Annotated in this window: 14 protein-coding genes and 1 tRNA gene; 6 read left to right on the top strand and 9 right to left on the bottom strand. The window is 62.6% G+C overall.

From position 1 onward, the window contains the following. Positions 1-273 precede the first annotated feature (273 nt). Positions 274-1,881 (bottom strand): GMC family oxidoreductase, encoded by a 1,608-nt coding sequence (locus LMTR3_RS03945; RefSeq protein WP_176721817.1) that lies wholly within the window; start codon positions 1,879-1,881, stop codon positions 274-276. 329 nt (positions 1,882-2,210) lie between these two features. On the opposite strand from LMTR3_RS03945, the gene LMTR3_RS03940 reads away from it, so the two are divergent. From LMTR3_RS03940 to LMTR3_RS03925, 5 genes are all read left to right on the top strand, one after another. Then, positions 2,211-2,287: transfer RNA gene (locus tag LMTR3_RS03940), tRNA-Met, on the top strand. Between the two features lie 824 nt (positions 2,288-3,111). Next, positions 3,112-3,372: a DUF4167 domain-containing protein gene (locus LMTR3_RS39745; RefSeq protein WP_084029412.1), complete on the top strand. Its 261-nt coding sequence runs from the start codon at positions 3,112-3,114 to the stop codon at positions 3,370-3,372. A 177-nt stretch (positions 3,373-3,549) separates the two neighbouring features. Continuing rightward, a complete protein-coding gene (locus LMTR3_RS03935) occupies positions 3,550-4,392 on the top strand; it encodes a universal stress protein (protein ID WP_084029410.1) in 843 nt (280 codons plus the stop codon). 201 nt (positions 4,393-4,593) lie between these two features. After that, positions 4,594-6,786, top strand: coding sequence for a glycoside hydrolase family 113 (locus LMTR3_RS03930; RefSeq protein WP_065743779.1), 2,193 nt, complete (start codon positions 4,594-4,596; stop codon positions 6,784-6,786). Between the two features lie 460 nt (positions 6,787-7,246). Further along, positions 7,247-8,068: a class I SAM-dependent methyltransferase gene (locus tag LMTR3_RS03925; RefSeq protein ID WP_141686458.1), complete on the top strand. Its 822-nt coding sequence runs from the start codon at positions 7,247-7,249 to the stop codon at positions 8,066-8,068. Positions 8,069-8,086: 18 nt separating this feature from the next. Here the strand turns inward: LMTR3_RS03925 and LMTR3_RS03920 are convergent, their stop codons facing one another. From LMTR3_RS03920 to LMTR3_RS03905, 4 genes are read right to left on the bottom strand one after another with little or no spacing between them, the layout of a single operon-like run. Beyond that, complete coding sequence (locus LMTR3_RS03920; protein ID WP_245319737.1) at positions 8,087-8,500, bottom strand: hypothetical protein; 414 nt, start codon at positions 8,498-8,500, stop codon at positions 8,087-8,089. Then, positions 8,497-9,726, bottom strand: a complete 1,230-nt coding sequence (locus tag LMTR3_RS03915) for a glycosyltransferase family 4 protein (RefSeq protein WP_245319735.1) — start codon at positions 9,724-9,726, stop codon at positions 8,497-8,499. The genes LMTR3_RS03920 and LMTR3_RS03915 overlap by 4 nt, the downstream gene beginning before the upstream one ends. Then, on the bottom strand, positions 9,689-10,966 hold the full coding sequence (locus tag LMTR3_RS03910; RefSeq protein ID WP_065743777.1) for a glycosyltransferase family 4 protein: 1,278 nt from the start codon (positions 10,964-10,966) through the stop codon (positions 9,689-9,691). The genes LMTR3_RS03915 and LMTR3_RS03910 overlap by 38 nt, the downstream gene beginning before the upstream one ends. Further along, positions 10,963-11,757 carry a WecB/TagA/CpsF family glycosyltransferase gene (locus LMTR3_RS03905; protein WP_065743841.1) on the bottom strand — a complete coding sequence of 265 codons (795 nt, stop codon included), beginning with the start codon at positions 11,755-11,757 and terminating at the stop codon, positions 10,963-10,965. The genes LMTR3_RS03910 and LMTR3_RS03905 overlap by 4 nt, the downstream gene beginning before the upstream one ends. 202 nt (positions 11,758-11,959) lie before the next feature. Here LMTR3_RS03905 and LMTR3_RS03900 point away from each other — a divergent pair, with 202 nt between their 5' ends. Further along, a complete protein-coding gene (locus tag LMTR3_RS03900) occupies positions 11,960-13,060 on the top strand; it encodes an endo-1,4-beta-xylanase (protein ID WP_065743776.1) in 1,101 nt (366 codons plus the stop codon). 20 nt (positions 13,061-13,080) lie between these two features. Here the strand turns inward: LMTR3_RS03900 and LMTR3_RS03895 are convergent, their stop codons facing one another. The 4 genes from LMTR3_RS03895 to LMTR3_RS03880 are packed head-to-tail and all read right to left on the bottom strand — an operon-like array spanning position 13,081 to position 17,748. Further along, entirely contained in the window at positions 13,081-14,520 is a 1,440-nt protein-coding gene (locus tag LMTR3_RS03895) for a lipopolysaccharide biosynthesis protein (protein ID WP_065743775.1), read from the bottom strand. A 3-nt stretch (positions 14,521-14,523) separates the two neighbouring features. Further along, positions 14,524-15,579, bottom strand: a complete 1,056-nt coding sequence (locus LMTR3_RS03890) for an acyltransferase family protein (RefSeq protein ID WP_245319733.1) — start codon at positions 15,577-15,579, stop codon at positions 14,524-14,526. Continuing rightward, a complete protein-coding gene (locus LMTR3_RS03885; protein WP_065743774.1) occupies positions 15,576-16,682 on the bottom strand; it encodes an acyltransferase family protein in 1,107 nt (368 codons plus the stop codon). The genes LMTR3_RS03890 and LMTR3_RS03885 overlap by 4 nt, the downstream gene beginning before the upstream one ends. Further along, on the bottom strand, positions 16,675-17,748 hold the full coding sequence (locus LMTR3_RS03880) for a glycosyltransferase (protein ID WP_065743773.1): 1,074 nt from the start codon (positions 17,746-17,748) through the stop codon (positions 16,675-16,677). The genes LMTR3_RS03885 and LMTR3_RS03880 overlap by 8 nt, the downstream gene beginning before the upstream one ends. Positions 17,749-17,752: the final 4 nt, after the last annotated feature.

The following is a 17,752-nucleotide window of genomic DNA, read 5'->3' as shown; positions in this document are numbered from 1 at the left end:
TGATGTTCTTGTAGTCCGATGCGGCCACTCTAGCCAAGTCGGATGCTTCTGATAAGCCGCCGAGGCGTGCGGATATTGCATATTTGCGATCCCGGAAATCGGCTCTCTCATCATTGCGAGAATCGTAGGGTGGGCAAAGGCGCGCCAGCGCCGTGCCCACCATCCATCCGCATCGATACTGCAATGGTGGGCACGCGGAGCCTGTCATCGGGCGCGCGTTCGCGCGACCCGTTGGCTTTGCCCACCCTACGATTTCTCGCAATGATGGGGCAATCAACCCGCCCGCATCTCCGCTCTGATCATGTCGGCGGCCTTTTCCCCGATCATGATCGTCGGTGCATTGGTATTGCCGCCGATCAGGGTCGGCATGATCGACGCATCGACCACGCGCAATCCTTCGACGCCGTACACTTTCAGCTTCGGATCGACCACTGCCATGGGATCGTTGACGCCCATCTTGGCAGTGCCGACAGGATGATAGACGGTGTCGACGCGGGCGCGCAACACGTCGCGGATGTCGTCATCGCTATGCACGCCTTCCGTGAACATCTCCTTCTTCTGCAACGCGCGCAGCGCCGGCGTCTCCATCAGCCGGCGCGTGGTCTTGAAGCCGGCAACCATGGTTTCCAGGTCCTCCGTCTCGTCGAAGAAATTCGGATCGATCAGCGGCGGCGCAAATGGATCGGCGCCGAGCAGCGAAACGCTGCCGCGGCTCTTCGGCCGCAGCAGGCAGACGTGGCAGGAGAAGCCGGTGCCGCGATGGCGCTTGCGGCCATGATCGTCGGCCATCGCCATGCCGAAATGAAGCTGGATGTCCGGGATGTCGAGATCGGGTCGGGTTTTCAGGAAGCCGCCGCATTCGGCGAAATTCGACGTCATCGGCCCGGTGCGTTCGCGGCGATACTGTCGGATGGCCCGCAGCAGCCGCGGCAGCGCTTTGAGTGAAATGCCGTTGAAGTGGGGATTGTCGGACATGTAGCCGAACACGAAATCCGGATGGTCCTGCAGGTTCTGCCCGACGCCGGGCAGATAATGCATGGTGGCAATGCCGTGCTTTGCAAGCTCGGCGCTGTCGCCGATGCCCGACAGCATCAGGAGATGCGGGGTCTGGAACGCGCCGGCGGAGAGGATCACCTCGCGCCGGGCGCGGATCTGCTTCAGCTCCTTGCCCTGCCGGTACTCGACGCCGACCGCGCGCTTGCCTTCGAACAGGACGCGAGTGGCGTGGGCGTGGGTCTCGACACGCAGATTGGCGCGGCGTCCCATATGCGGGTGGATATAGGCGCGCGCGGCGCTGCAGCGTTCGCCGTTCCTCTGCGTCAGTTGATAGATGCCGAGGCCCTCGTGCTCGTCGGCGTTGAAATCCTCGCGCAGGCGAAACTGCGCTTCCTGCGCCGCCTGCAGAAAAATCTGCTGCACCGGATTGCCGGTACGCGACTTGTTGACCGCGAGCGGGCCGCCCTTGCCGTGGTACTCGCCGTCAAAATCGGCATTGTCTTCGGCGCGCTTGAAGTAGGGCAGCACGTCGGCGAACGACCAGCCGGTATTGCCGAGCGAGGCCCATTGATCATAGTCGGCGCGGTGGCCGCGGATATAGACCATCGCGTTGATCGCTGACGATCCGCCGAGCCCCTTGCCGCGCGGCTGATAGCCGATGCGACCGTTGAGGCCCTTCTGCGGCACGGTGCTGAAGGCCCAGTTGTTGACGTTGCCGGCGACCATCAGCACGAGCGCGAACGGCGTCGTGACCACCCAATTGTCATTCCTGCCGCCGGCATCGAGTAGCGCCACCGACGTCTTCCGATCCTCCGATAGCCGTCCCGCCACCGTGCAGCCGCCGGAGCCGCCACCCACCACCACGAAATCGAAGATATCGGTCACGCCCATCCCCCTCCCGGATTTTTTGTTTTGGCGACCTGACGGGCCGCGGCTTTGGGCACAAAACTCCGCTTTTGCGGCGTTTATGGCAAGAGCGGTTCCAAAGGCCGGTTTTGACGCTCCAACCCCTCGTTTTTGCTGTCATAAAATCTGCAAAAGCCCCTTCTTGCCCCTTTCCAAAGCAGGGTGACGTTGATACATACCCCTCGCACCCGATGGCCTTGCCCGGGTCGCCTTCTCAGGAAGCCTCCGGACGGGATCGATCGGCGCGACCACGCGTTGGCCGGCTTTCACGTCGGGTCCGGTTTTTCGAAGGCAGTGCAACGGTTTAACGCGGGGTGGAGCAGCCCGGTAGCTCGTCAGGCTCATAACCTGAAGGTCGCAAGTTCAAATCTTGCCCCCGCAACCAACGATACCGACACTCCCGTAGCTGACGCTGCGGGAGTTTTCGTTTTGGTGGACCTTCCACTGTCCTGACGGACCATCCAGCCCAAGATCGTGCCCAATTCGCCGTACGGCGTCGCGTGCATTGTATGACATCGGCGAAATTCTCGGTGGCAAGCAGCGAGCCGGCGCGCGGGGTATCCGGCCAAAGCGTCCGGGACCATTTCCCGCGGTCGGACGTTAGTGTCTTGAGAGAACGGCTACTGGCAGAGCCGTTTCGCGGGGCGATGCACCACCAATTGGAGTCGATCATGCCAGAGCGAAGAACAGTGCAGAAGGCCAGACGGGATAAACGCGCGGGCAAATCGCCAACCACCCAGGCGGGCGAATTTGTGCATGAGGAGATTCGCAAAGTCCGCCGTGGCCAACATGGAGCGAGATCGCCGCAGCAGGCGATTGCAATCGGCCTGTCCAAGGCGAGGCGTGCGGGTGTTCCGCTCCGTCCGCCGGCAAAAGGCAAGGCCAAGGCAAGGACCCGCAGAAGTGCCGAATACGCCTATGAGGCGGGGCAGGGCAAGCGAAAGACCCGACGCCGGCCGCGCGTTTCACGTGCTGTATCGCAGACCCTCAAGCGTGAACCACGCGGCACGGCGTCACGTGCAGCACTGTCGAAACAAGCACGAAGCGCCGCCTCGCGTCGCTCCGCCTCGGCCCGCTCAGCGGCGGCTCGGAAGGCCGTAAAGACCAAAGGCCCGGCGCAGCGATCTGCGGCAGCCAAGAAGGCAGCCCGGACCAGAACGCGTCGTCGGCGATAGCCTTGCGCCGCAGATCAGTTTTACAGCTAGCACAATGGCGAGAAGAACACAGTCACGGAAAAGCAAAGTCGTCAGGACCCGCCCCCCGAGGCAGTCTCAGAACGCACAACGGAATTACGAGCGCTACGTAGAGTTGGCGCGCGCTGAAGCGCTGAAGGGCGATCTGATCGCAGCCGAAAACTATCTTCAGCACGCCGAGCACTATTTGCGGTCGATGCACGAAGAGGCCCACGGCGGGCGCCTGTCGCCGCAGCCGGCAATTTTGCCCAAGCCGCGGCTGAGACACAGCGGATGATGGAGCGATCCTTCAATAATCGCGAAACCTGAGGACGGACGTGCCCTGCTCTCGGCGGGACCGCTCCACTAACCTTTGCGCCCGGAACTAATGCGGGCCGCGCGGAGTTCTTCATTTTGAGCGGCCGCTTTACACGAACCAACTCGCAAGCCCTTTGCTCCACGAGGGGCGCTCATCATGAGGAGGCTGGCCGTGATTCGGGATATTGTCGTCAACTTGGCGACCGGTAACTCTCGCGATCCTGCAGCAGCGTACGCGATATCCGTCGCCAGGACGTTCGACGCCCAGATTGCAGGGATCGCAATGTGTCACTCCCCAGCGATTGTGGCCGGCGGCATGGAGGGTGTTCCGGCCGACGTAATCGAGTCCCTGCGCGAAGAGAGCGCCAGGGCGGCCAACGGGGCCATCGAAAGATTCAAACAGGCGGCGGCGCAGGCTCATCTTCCTGCCGAGGCGCAGATGGTCGAGACCAGCATCGAAGGAATCCCAAGGACGTTTGGACGTATTGCGCGGACGTTCGATCTTGCAATCGTTGCGCAGACCGAGCCGGAAGCGACGACCTCCGCCGGTCCTGCCGCTGAAGCAGTGATGTTTGAATCCGGACGGCCTGTCGTCGTCGTACCCAGTATCCAAAAGGACGGCATCAAGCTCGGCTGCATTCTCGTCTGCTGGGACGGAAGCCGTACCGCCGCGCGGGCGCTCGCGGACTCGATGCCGTTATTGGAGCGCGCAAAATCGATTGAGGTGATCAACGTAGGTAGTGGCCGTCGGGAAGCCGAAGAATCCTTGGCGGCCGTTGGCAGACACTTGGCGCGCCACGGCTTGAATAGTAGCAGCAAAGCGCTTATCGCCGATCGGACCGATGTCGCAAACGTAATCCTGTCACACGCGGCAGATCTATCAGCCGACCTTATCGTAATGGGCGGCTACGGCCATTCGCGGCTGCGCGAGTTCATCCTCGGGGGCGTGACGCGCGGCATTCTGGACACGATGACCGTTCCGGTACTGATGTCGCATTAAAGGCCGACGTGAGAGCTTCTTGCCTTCGGCACTGATGCCCTTGATTTGAGCGAAGTTCCTGCCCCGGAACCTGACGTGCGATCATTCAGCGCGTGAAACACGCGCCGAAAAAAGCGAGGGCTGCTCCGTACAAATCCGAAGTCATCTTAAGCTGAATGTTAATCCCTCGCGCTATCCGTCGCACAGGGGCGGGGTGTGCGGGTGGCAAGCATTTTCGAGGTTCAGGGTTTTGGCGCATTGTCCGAATGGAACGGACAGTTCTCAAGCGTCTCGGCCAGGCAGGCATTTCAAAAGATCGCGTCGCTCGGATCGAATTCGATCGAGCTCACGGCGCGGATATGGACACAGACTGGAACGTCCAACGCGGTCTTTGCCGAACCTACCAAGACCGAAAGCGACGCCAGCCTCTTGTCAGGCTTCAAGGCCGCGCATGATGCCGGCCTATCGGTGCTGTTCAAGGCTGCGCTCTCGACGTTGAACGGAACCAGGGTATCCAACCTGGCGCCGGCGGATGTCGCGGGCTTTTTCGCGTCCTACAAGGCCGAGATCGTGCACCTCGCTACCGTCGCGCAGGCCGGTGGCGTGGAGATGTTCGCGATCGGCAACGAGATGAGCAGCCTGTCTGGCGAGCCGTATCGCGGCTACTGGATCGATCTCATTGCGGCCGTCCGCGAGGTCTATCACGGCGAACTGACCTACGCAGCGGCGACCGACGAGGCCTCGCATGTCAGCTTTTGGGATCAACTCGACACCATCGGCGTCAACACCTATCCGCCGTTGACGGCCAGCGATGCGCCAACAGTGCAGGATCTGGTCGACGCTTGGACTGCCGTTCCGGTCAATCCCTATTACGCGGCAGCGTTCGACTACAAATCACCGGTCGATTTTCTCCACTTGCTCGCGACCAAATACGACAAGCCGCTGCTGATGACCGAGGTCGGCTATCGCAGCATCGATGGCACCGCGATCTCTCCGGGATCGTGGACGAGCAATGGTACGCCCGACGTGCTGGAGCAGGCGGACGCCTTCAATGCCTTCTTCCAGGTCTGGACCGCCCATGGCGGCAGTTGGTTCAAGGGCGTCGAGCTCTGGCAATGGGATCTCAATAATCAATTTTCGGGCACGGGCTATTCCGTCATGGGAAAGCCGGCCGAGGCGATCGTCTCGCAGTATTTTCATGGCGACGGGGCCGTGCCCGATCTTGCGATGAGGGGATCGGCTGTCGCCGACCTGATCGACCTCGGCCGGGGGGATGACACGATCAATGCCGGGCTGGGCGATGACATCATCCATGGCGGTGCCGGCGCGGATGTCATTGTCGGCGGGCCCGCAAGCAGCGGCAAACTGGCGGTAACAACGATTACCCTCGTGGGCTATGGCTCCGCGGTTGGCAGCGTTGGCGCGCAGGCCCAAATCAAGTTCAACGGCGAGCCGGCATCCGGACTAATGGAGTTCAAGCCGGCCGCGGATCCATCTGAATACCAGACCTTCACGATAAGCTTCGTCGATTTCGGCCCGATCGCCTCCATCGACGTCAATCTGGCAAACGCCACACCGGGACGGGCGCTGCATATCAAGGGTTTCCTGATCAACGGCGTCGCGCTGACACCAGCCGACGCCGCCAATGCAAGCTCGCCCGGCACGTTCGATCTCTACGTCCACAATATCCATGTCGACATGACCAACCACCAGGATTGGCTTTCCGGCGCGGCGACGGACAACGACGTGATCGATGGCGGCGCGGGCAACGATCTCATCACAGCGGGCGCCGGCGACGACATCATCGATGGTGGAGAGGGCATCGATACAGCGAACTTTTCCGGCGATGTGCGAGACTACGACATCTCGATTGTCGACGGCCAACTCGTGGTGAACGACCGGATAGCGGGCCGCGACGGCACCGATCATCTCACGCGTCTTGAATTCCTGCAGTTCGCCGATGGCGTCGTCGACGCCAGCGGTCTGTTCGCCAGTCCGGCGCAGAGCTCCGGCAGCACGCTGAAAATGCCCGCGACCGATGGCAACTCCGCCTCTCCGCCACCGGTCGACGGCCATGATACGGTCGAAAGTATCAGCCCTAACGCGGAGGGACGCCTCCTTGGGTGCTTGAGGCCGTTTATCGGTGGCACCCGCGAGCGGCTCACCTTCGACAATCATGACGGCTTACCTATCGGGAACACCGATGAGGCTCGAGTCACATTGACCTCAAGGGTTGTCAGCGACGCGCTGAACAGCGCAAGCCGCGATACGTTCATTTTCAGCGAGATGGTCAGACATGATGTGACAAGGGATTTCAAGGCAGGGGAGTCAATCGGGGACCGCGTGATCCAGATTGATCTCGGTCATGATGTGTCCATGACGCACCTGATATGGGACCACCTGCTCCTCACCTGATCGGGCAGATGCCGGGTTTCGTCGGCTGAGGCCGATCTCGCCAACCAGGCGGCGCGAAACGCGCCGGCTGCAAGGCTTTCGACAAATCCTAAAATTTGGTCGAAACAGCAGGGCGGGTTTGTGCGTTGCGTTCTCGCAAGCCCTCACGGTGGCATCTGGCTGCAGCTTCCTGCGACATCCAATTGCAACCATCCGAATTGTTCCCGGTCCCGCATTGTTGCGCCGTCGTTGCATTCGAAATAGCATCGATTGCGAACCATGACCGGGGCAGGGCAGAAGAAATGACATATGAGGTCCTTCTTTGCAGCTTTCTGCCGTCGATCATTCGGTAGCGAATACGGAACCCGCGCACTGGAAAAGGCGTCTTCGCTGTCCTCGCTGCTCGTCGCCGCTGCGCAACGTGTGGTCACAGCCAACCTGCTCAAACCGTGCCTGCGATTATAGCAGAGCCGGGTTTCCGATGATCGGCGCGCAGCCGGTGCTGATCGATTTCGCAGCCAGCATTTTTGAACGCAGGATGTACGAGGCCGAGAATGGCTCGGCGCTGCAGCGCGACGTCAGTCGCCGTTCCCTTGGATCGCGGCTGCATCGCCTTACCTTTGGAGGCAATCCGGTTGCGGTCACCAACAGCGCAACGTTCATCGAGCTCTTGAAGCGGGAGTCGAGGCGGCCGGTTGTACTCGTTGTCGGAGGCGGGACGATCGGTTTGGGCGCTGATGAACTCTACCGGGACGATTCCATCGAGCTTGTCGGCACCGACGTCTACGCTTCGCCGCACACCATGCTGGTGGCTGACGCCCACAGCCTGCCCTTCGAAGACGGCGTGTTCGACGGCGTCTGGGTGCAGGCGGTGCTGGAACATGTGCTGGAGCCCGCAACGGTCGTTGCCGAACTGCATCGGGTGCTGCGGCTGGAAGGCCTGGTCTATGCTGAGACGCCCTTCATGCAGCAGGTGCACGAGCGGGCCTATGACTTCTCGCGTTTCACGCAGAGCGGTCACCGCTGGCTGTTCAGGCGATTTTCCGAGATCAACGCCGGACCGGTCGGCGGCGCCGGTGTGGCGCTTGAATGGTCGATCCGCTATTTCGCGCGCGCACTCGGCGCGGGCAACAAGCTGTCACGCCTGATCGTGCTGCCGTTTTTCTGGATCAGATATCTCGATGCGTTCGGTCGCGGCCGGGCCGCAGCAGACGCCGCCAGCGGCTTCTTCTTCCTGGGGCGCAGGGCCGAACAGGCGATGGATCCACATGACATGCCGGATTACTACAACCGGCAGAAGTGAGGCGGACTGCGCGCGGCTCTAGGAAACGCCTTTAATCTTCTTGCAGGGCGTGGACGAGGTCGACGACATCCGTGCGACGTCGGTCACGGAGCGGATCGAAAGCCTTTCCTTGCTGGTGATGAAGCGGAGCACGCCGCGCGGGTAGGCGTCGCAGAACTGAGCCAGCGTGGCTGCCGTCGCTGAAACACTGTCCTGTTTGGGGACCACGGCGATGCCGCCATCGCGCAGGATATACGCATCCTTCACGTTGGGCATGGCTGATGCCGCGACGCAGATCTTGAACAGGTCGTTATAGGCCTGCGGCGTCAGGGACAGGTCCCCGCCCGGCGTTCCCAGGAGATACTCGCGGCTCTTGCGGCAGTTCTCGTTGTCCGCCCGCGCTGCACCGCTTGCGAGCGTCAGCAGCATCGCGGTCGCGACCAGCAGCCTCATGCCGTTATTCCGATGGCGCGGTCTGCAGATGCCGGCTTGCCGGTGTAGGGCAGGCCATAGGTCATCGCCGCGCATCGTTCCCATGAAAGGGCGCGGGCATGGGAGGATGCGCCTGCCGCGAGAATGGCGCGCAGGTTCCGATCGGCGGCCAGCTCTGCAATCGCCTGCGATATGCTCTCGGCCGACGGCGGCACGAGAATTCCAGTCTCGTCGGCGAGCACGGCGTCAGGCACGCCGCCGACGTCGGTCGCGACGCTCGGCAGGCCGGCGGCGCCGGCCTCGAGATAGACCAATCCAAATCCCTCCACCCGGCCGGTGGTGTCGGAGAGACCCGTCAGGCAAAAGAAATCCGAGGCCGCATAGAGATCGCGGATGTCTTCGTTCGATTGCGGGCCGAGGAAACGAATGTCGCAGGCCGCCGCTTCGGCGTCGCGCCGCAGAGTATCGACATAATCGGCTTCGCCGTCCGGGCCGATCACGAGCCACGTGATGCGATGGCGCAGATCGTCCGGAACCTGCGACAAGGCGGCCAGCGTCAGATGATGTCCCTTGCGGCGCGTGATGCGCGCGACCGTGATCATCACCAGCCGGTCTTCCGGCAGACGATGGCCTAAGCGAATCTCCCGGCGCGTCCGTCGGCCGCCGAACCAGAACTCCGATACACCGAGACTGATCGCGCTGATCTGGCGCGGGTCGACGGCAAACCGCTCGCGGAACAGCGTCTCGGTAAAACCGCTGTTGGCGACGATCTCCGTCCGCGGTCCGAACACGCCGGCGCCGCGGATCGCCATGCGCTTCAGCGGCGTCTGCGTTTCGTTGATCTCGGTGCCATGCACCGTCATCAATACCCGCGCCTGCGTTCGCCATCTCGAAAGCGCAACCGGAATGAAGAACGGCCAATCGGCGGCATGAACCACGTCATACCGGTCGCCGCGAACGCCGCGGCGTGCCAGCATGATCTTGCGCGGCATGTCGCGCATGGAGTGGAGGCCGCCGCTGTAGCGGACGACCTCGAAGGGCAGGGCGCGGTCGTCGTCCGCAGTCTGCCGTGCGTAGTCCGGCGCCACCACGGTGACCTTGGCGCCGAGCCGGCTCGCCGCCGCCGCAATTTCGCGCGCGTAAGTCCCAATTCCTCCCATCGCGGGGGCGAACTCGCTGGTCAACAGAAGGATGTTCAACCCGGCGCCCTCAGTAAGTCGGCGCCGCGGCGGCAAGTCCGCGGGCATCCTGAATTTCCTGATGATAGCGGAAGACTCGCGCAAGCTGTGTGCCCGGAGTGAACGCGCGGATGGAGTCGGCGACTTGTACCGGGTTCACCGTGCCTGCGTCGATGGCATTCCGGACGTCGACGAACCGCTGCGCGAGCGCATCGGCCATGTCGTCGCGGCTGCCGCTTCGCGCTACCAGATGGCCGCTGACGCCGGAATGAATCACGGGTTCGAGCTGCGGCAGGTGCATGGCGACGACGGGCCGGCCGACCGCAAGGGTCTCGAGCACGCAGCGCGGCATGCCTTCGAACTCCGATGTCAGGATGCCGGCATGCGCGCTTGCCAGCGTCTCCGCCATGCCGGCGGCGTCCTTGAAGCCGTGGCGGACGGTGATGTCTTCGATCGCGGCGAACTCTTCGAACCGGTGCGGGTCGCTGGTGCCGATATAGTGAAACCGTACGTCGCCGTTCAATCGCCGCCGCAGGCGGTCGATGGTGCGAAACATCAGCGGTGGATCCTTGAACTCGTCGAGCCGGCCGGCGAACACGATCTGGAATGGCGACGAGTTCAGCGGCCAGAGTTGCGGCTTGAAGATATCCGTGTTGACCCATGTCCAGAGCGTGTCGATCTTGTCCTTGCGGCGCGGATAGGTCCGCTGCAACCGCTCGGTGATGAACGGATTGACGCAGAGAAATTTCTCGCTCATGGCGACGGCAAACCGCTCGCCGGTATTGTGGACGAAGGCGTATTTCCGCAGCAGCGAATCCATCTGCAATTTCGGCGCGCCCTCGCCGTGAAGCATCTGCACGAACGGCAGCCGCAGGATCGCCGGTAACCAGGAGAATTCCACCCGCCGCAGATCGACCGAGCACCGTCTGGCGCGGATCAGCCTTGCGATCGGGCCGAAGTGGCGAAGCAGTGCCATGAAGAATTGCCCGGTCAGCGAGGTACGGACGCTGCGGGCCGCTTCGCGCGCCTGCTGGTCCGAATAGTGCAGGATCGGCAGGAAGTCGAAGCCGCGACCTCGGAACGTCATCCGATGCAGCCGGCCGAGCTCCAGCTCGCCCGTCGAGTCGACGCCGATGAAGAGAATGTCGGTGTCGGTTGGATGGAACGTAATGAAATCGCGGATGTATGTTTCGAGGCCGCCGACCTTCTCGCCGCGCGGATCGAACGGATGGATCAGGCAGATCTGGTAACGTGGCTTTACCCGGTTGGCATTTCGCGCCCGTAGCGCCAGGGTCAATGTTGAAGTCATGCCGCTTTCCTCATGCGTGCTTCGACGATTTGCGGAATGGTTCGCGCAACGAGGCGCGGAACTACTGTCATGCATCTGATATAGCGGGGGCCGAGCCGGCGCGGCTCGCGCAGCATGCGCCACGCCCATTCCAGCCCGGTTCTGCGCGCGATGGACGGCGCGCGGCTTTGCGTGCCGGCGATGAAGTCGAGTGCGGCTCCGATGCACAACACGCCGGTTCCATCGAGTTCATCGAGGCATCGCGCCGCGAACAGCTCCTGCCGTGGCGCACCCAGCGCGACGAAGCAAATTCTGGCGCCCGAGGCTCGGATGCGTTCGATCGCAGCATCAGCTTCGCTGGAATAGGGATCAAAACCTGCTCCCGGCGCAAAGCATCCCGCGATTTGCAATCCCTTGAATCGTTCCGACAAACGCCGTGCCGTCGTCTTGAGCGTGAGATCGTTCGCCCCTAGCAGAAAGACCGGGAGTCCTTTCTTGCGGGCTTCCGCGCAAACAGGCTCGACGAGATCGGCGCCGGTCGTGCGTTCGATTGGCACGCCCATGAGGCGGCTCAGCACGACAATGGGGAACCCGTCGGCGGTGACAAATCGGGCACGACGATAGGCCGCGCGAAAATTGGCGTGGTGTTGAAGCTGGACAATGTGGTCGAGATTGAGCGTGCAGACGCTGAAGTTGTCGCCATGTTGCGCGGCCGACACGATCGAAGATACGGCTGCCGGAAGCGAGGGAACATTGATCGCTATCCCATCGACAGTGAGGCTGGACTGCAACTGCGTTGGTGGTTCCAACATGTCGACTCCTTGATGATGTAATCGAGAGACGCACTTGTGGGGGACGATCGACAGACGCGTGCTTCGCGGCGGGAACTGCGTGCCGAAAATTTTCTCGACGGACATTCGTCACGAAATCGAACTAATGCGACGCAACGATGGCGATGCCGCGTTGCGAACGACGAGACATCGCGGCGAATCATTCACATGATGGAGATCAGCTATGCAGCAGTGGTCGAGGCGAGATGCGCTTGCTCTCATCGCAGGAGCAAGCGTCGCTTCGTGCGGGAAGGAAGCATTCGCCGCGCAGCCTGCGCAGAGTCTCGGCGTCATCGCAGCTCGTAACGGAATCGTGTTCGGCGCGGCTGCAGGCCCGGTGATCGACAAGGACCTTGCGTATCGCGAGCTGTACCAGACGCAGGTGCGCATCGTTACGACGGACATTGCAATGAAAATGGGAACCATCGCGCCGCAACCGGGGCCGAAGCGTTTCGAGAGTGCAGATCGTCTGCTGCAATTTTGTGCGAGCCACAACATTCCGATGCGCGGTCACTGCCTGATCTGGAACGAATGGGTTCCGCAATGGATCAAGAGCATGAGCGGTGCCGAGCGTGAGAGGTTCTTCGATTCCTATGTCGACGAAGTGGCTGCCCGCTATGTAGGCAAGCTGCATTCATGGGATGTCGTCAACGAGCCGTTCTGGCCCGGGCACAAGGCGCCCGGCGGCTACCGGCTCGGTCCGTGGTACGACACATTCGGTACCGGCTATGTGCGTCGCGCCTTCGAGCGCGTGGCGAGGATCGACCGAAAGACAAAACTGGTTCTCAACGAGGCGCAGAGCGAGCGCGACGACGATGTCGGCCTCGCCGTTCGTCGCGGCCTGCTGCAACTGGTCGACGAACTGAAGCATGCCGGCGTGCCGCTGCATGCCGTTGGATTGCAGAGTCACCTGCAGCCTCGCTACCCGCACGATCCCGGACGGTTTGCCGAATTCCTTCACGCGCTAGCCGGACGTGGCGTCGATATCTATCTGACCGAATTCGACGTGCGCGACGACACGTTTCCGGACGACATCGCAGCGCGCGATGCCATGATCGCCGAGACGGCGGAGAAGTTTCTGACCAACGCGCTACGGGTGCCGGCCGTCAAAATGGTGATCGCGTGGGAACTTGCCGATAACTACTCGTTCTATACCGACGCGGCAAAGAAGAAGGATCCGCTCGCGCGACGGCTGCCTCGGCCGCTTCCGTTCGATTCGTCGATGCAGAAGAAGCCGCTTTGGTTCGCGATGGCGCGCGCGTTCGAGAATGCCAGGAACTCGTAGGCGCCGATCGTCGAATGCGCTCACGCACCTGAATGCTGTGGGCGCGGCCGAAGCATCCGCACCAGCGACGGTGCATAGAGCAGGGCAAGCGCTGCGAAATAGGTGGCAGCGCCTGCCGCAATGTGGGCTCCAAGAATCGGAATCGTTCGGGCCTCCGGAAATATCCGCAGCACGCCCGCCATGGCGATGGTGGCCAATACGATGCGCACGAGATGGCCGACCGGAAGGCGCAGGCCAAATCGTGTGAACCCGATCGAGAAACTCACGGTGGCGGCGGCCAGTGCCGCCAGCACCGTGGCGCCGGCGACGCCGGGCAGTCCCCATCGCGGCAGGAACAAGGCGCTCAACACCACGGTCATCGACGCGTCGATTGCGGCAATGGCCATCATCCAGCGCGTGCGGTTTTGCAGGAGAAAGACCTGGTCGCCGAAATGGGCACGCAGGTTGCGGATTGCGCCGGCGAGCGTGGAAAGCGGCAGGATGGCGAGCGTCACCGTTTGGAACGGCGCTGCGATCAGGAGATGCACGATCTCGTTTCTCAGTATGATGATGCCGGCGAGGCTTGGCGCCAGGATTGCCACAAGGAGAGCGCTGTTGTTGGCGAGCTGGCGCATCCCGGCCTGGTCGCCGTGCTGCTCCATGCTTTTCACCGCCAGCGGGAACGCTGCTGCCGTCACCAGCATGGCCGCGACCGCCGCGGCCCGCTGGCCGAGGCCATAGCCGACGGCGAACAGACCGGCGGCGGCCACTCCGGACATTTCGTTGACGATGAAGCGCGATGCGTTGAGCCCGACCCAGCCGAGCGCGCCGCCGACAATCAGCGGAATGCCGTAGCGCAGGGCGTGGACCACGATCTCCCGGTCGATCGGCCACAAGCGGTGACCCCAGCCGATCCAGGGCAGGACGATGAGCGCGGCCGTCAGTTGCGCGGCCGCGTAACCCGCAAGTGGCCAATCCGGGGACTGGCCAAGCAGTTTGATCAACACCAGGCCCACGACAAATCCGATGGATGGCCCGAACACCTGCTGGATCGTGTAGACCCGGATCTGCTGCCGCGCGCGGGCGCGTTCACCGATATAGAGGTTGAGCGACCGGGTTATCACATAGGCGATTGCCACCAGCAGAAGGCCCGTTCCGGCGCCGGGCGCGATGACCAGATGCAGAATTCCGACGACGGCCGCGCTTTGCAACGCGAGGGACGCCAGCAAGACCACGTTTTCGGTGCGATAGAAGCGCGGCGCGTCATTGACGTCCTGGTACCGTCCGAGGAAACGCAACGCAAATTGCGACCACCAGGCGAGAAAGCCGATCTGCAGCAATTCGTGCGTGGCCGTAATCAGCGTGATGACGCCAAGCGTGTGCTCGTCGACGACATGCGTCCATACGATCATCGCCAGAAGCTGGAACAGCGGTCCGACGAATTGCGCGGGCAGATAGAGCAGAGTGTGCTTGAGGAGCATCGCTCAAGCCCCCAGCCAGCGGCAGATTCGGGGCGAGGCGAGTTGCCGTACGGCGAGCAGCGCCGCGGTAGAGATGAGGGCCGTCAAGACGCAGGAAACGGCAAAGCTCGCGACGCCGCCGAGTTGGCGTAGCGCGGTATGATCGCGCAGCGCCATCACGATGAATATGTGCCAGAGATAGATGAAGTAGCTGCCCGAGCCGATCCACCCGAGTAGCAGGGATTTCGGCTGGATGGCGAACAGCGAAACGCAGAACAGGGCCGCATAGAGGAAGAAGGCGGTCGAATCGTAAGTGGCGGCGTCGCCGAGGCCGAGAATGCGCACGGCGGCATAGAACAAGTAGGCGGCCAGCATGGCGCCAAGGAGCGCGCGGCGCATATCCTGTTCGAGCAGGTCTCTGAACATCGCAGTCAGCGCGCCAAGTGCGGCAAACGAGAACCAGAACGGAATGTCGCGCAGGCGGATCTCGTCGAGCAGCGCTTCCGACGCTCCGAGCCTCGACATGGCGGGATCCAAATAACTGCCGGCAAGCAAACCGCAGCCGATCGTGAGCAGCAGAAGAGTGGTGATCCGTTGCCTTGAAGCGGTTTGTCCGTCCCCGCCGGCCGCAAAGACGAGCCACAGACCGAGCGTGCAGCAGACATAGACGAAGACGTAATAGTAGACGAGCACATATCCCAGCCCGAACCGGGCGAACGTCGTGCCGATGCGATGGTCCATCGCCGGATTATGCAGCGCCATGTAGATGTAGGCGGCGGCGAACGCGATCGCGTAAGGGACCACGGCTGCCCTTAACCGCTTTGCCAGCGGAACCCGGCCGGAAAGCGCCGTGAGATATCCGGAGGCGAACAGGAACACCGGCACGCAGGGCCGTAGCGCTGCATCGAGTGATCTTGCCCAGATGGCGTCGAGCGGCTGTGGCAGCGAATGGATTCCGATCACCATCATAATGGCGATGCCGCGCATGGTGTCGACGACGCTATCGCGGCTCTGGGCCGTTGCGCGCGAGACGCTCAAAGATGGCGGGTTTGCTGATACGCGTTCGACGATCGTCATCATGTGCTCTCCTGCCGCGAGATCGCTGGAGACGGCACATGTTTGAGGGCGCGGCGGTCGTAAGCCTCGGTCAGATATCGCCGCAGCGGCGTTTCGAACGTGCGCAGCGAGACGACGCTCGCAAATGCAAGAACGATGATCGCCACCGGCGCCAGAATCAGTCGTTCATGCTCCGACAAGGGAATCAGGCGCGATCCAAGGGTGATGACGACGGTCGCAACCGGAATATGCAACATGTAACACGAATAGGTCAGCGCCGACCAGCGATCGAAGCCGAGCCGCGACAGCAGCGTCTCACGCCCGGCGCAGTCCACCTGAATCGCAAGCATCGCGATGGCGTAGATCGCAAGCAGCGCGGTCATCGTCGGCAGCAGGGAACCGAGTACGATAAACGCCGCTAGCGACGCCGCCAGCGCGCCCGGCATCGCGGGCCAACGCGCGATCCGGTCGCGAAACAGATAGCAGGCCATACCGAGGTTGAAGGCAGGCAGCGCCCTGAAGGCGCCGCCTTGGTTGATCCAGTCGGCCCACGGCTCCGTTCCGGCAGCCGATGCCCAAAGCGAATTGGCGAGCGCGGCAAGGACCACGAGCGCAATGAGCACCTCCTTGCGACGTTGCGCGATCAGGGCGACCAGCGGGAAAAGCAGATAACAAAACATCTCCGCCGAGAGCGACCAACTCGGGAAGTTGAACGTCAAGCGGTCGCCAATGAACGCGTGAAGCAGCAGGAATTGCGCGGGCAGATCGGAAAGCGGATAACGGGCCGGGTTGTCCGTTCGGGCGGCGCCGAAATGGAGTGCGCCGGCAAGCGCCACATAGAAGGCGAGTGTAGCGAGATGTAGCGGATAGATGCGGGCGAGGCGACGCCAGAGGAAGCGGCCGATTGATGCGACATCGTCGACGCGGCCGAAATATTGACGGGCGATGACAAAGCCGGAGACCACAAAGAACAGGTCCACGAACAGATTGAAATGCCAGGTGTGCGCGACCATGAAACGGCCGATGGGCAAGTCCTTGAAGTAGTCGGAATAGTGAAGGATCACCACGGCGCCGGCCGCGATGATCCGTAATCCATCTTGGTGCCTTGTGGCGCTGGTGTCATGCAAGGCGGCGGCACTCCGAAGTAGCGTTTCCCTGGAGGTGAGCAAGGCGGGCGATCAGGATGATGACGTTCTCGCGGTCGCCGCGGGCCAGATCGTTCCAGCGCGCCAGATTTCGTATTGCCTGCGCCACGTATCGGGCGCGCCAATCCTCGGTCGAGAGCGCAGCCGCGATCCGCGCGGCCGCCGCAGCAGGATCGGCGGTATCGATGTAGATACCGGACTCGCCGAGCACCTCGCGAAAGATGGAGGCATCGGGGGCGATGATCGGCAGGCCGGCGTACTGCGCTTCCAGCAGCGGCAATCCCAGGCCTTCGTCATGGGAGGTGCAGATGAACAGGTCGGCGGCGTCGAGCAATTGATTGAGGCGGTCGGCGGACTGATATCCGTGCAGCGTGACGCCCGGCTGCTTCTCGAGGGCTTGCCAGTCGTTACCCCATCCCGGCCTTCCGACGATATCCAGCGTAGCGTCGGGAAATCCCTGCATGCGCAGAGCGTCGAGGATTTTCGCCGCCGCTGTAAAATTCTTGCGCGGCTCGACCGTGCCCAGCGCGATCAGCCGCAGCGGTTGGGGCCGCGCGCTCCGTTCGCCGCGCGGTCCGGGGTCGAGGCCGAACACATTGCGCACCGCGGGACGATAGAGCGTCACTTCGGCGTCCGACCGGCAATGCGCGGCAAGTTTGCGCCTGGTATCGCCGGAGTTGGCCAGAAAGCGCGGATAGTGGCGCAGCGCGAGCCTGAAGGGGCCGGCCATATAGAGACGCGCCCGCATGTTGAGCTCGGAGCGCCGCGTGATCAGGAAATCATCGTGGATATAGGGTAGCACCCGCGATGCGAACGGCCGGAGCAGCGGACTGGGCGGAAAGCCGGGACAGAGCAGGATCGAGGACGACGCGGCGAGCCGCATCGGCAGGCCCAGGGTCTGCGTCGTCAGCATCTGGCGAAGACCCGTCGCCGTCACCGGCACGACATCGAGCGGCGCAAGCGCCGCGGCGGAGAACAGCTCCAGGGTGATGCGTTCGAGACCGGTGACGTGGCGTCCGAGGTGGGTGTTGTCGACGTAGATGGGCATACGA

The sequence above is a fragment of the Bradyrhizobium sp. LMTR 3 genome (genome assembly GCF_001693485.1).
Classification (GTDB): Bacteria; Pseudomonadota; Alphaproteobacteria; order Rhizobiales; family Xanthobacteraceae; genus Bradyrhizobium.
The sequence above is the reverse complement of the archived record's forward strand: the minus strand, read 5'-3'. Positions and strand labels throughout refer to the sequence as shown.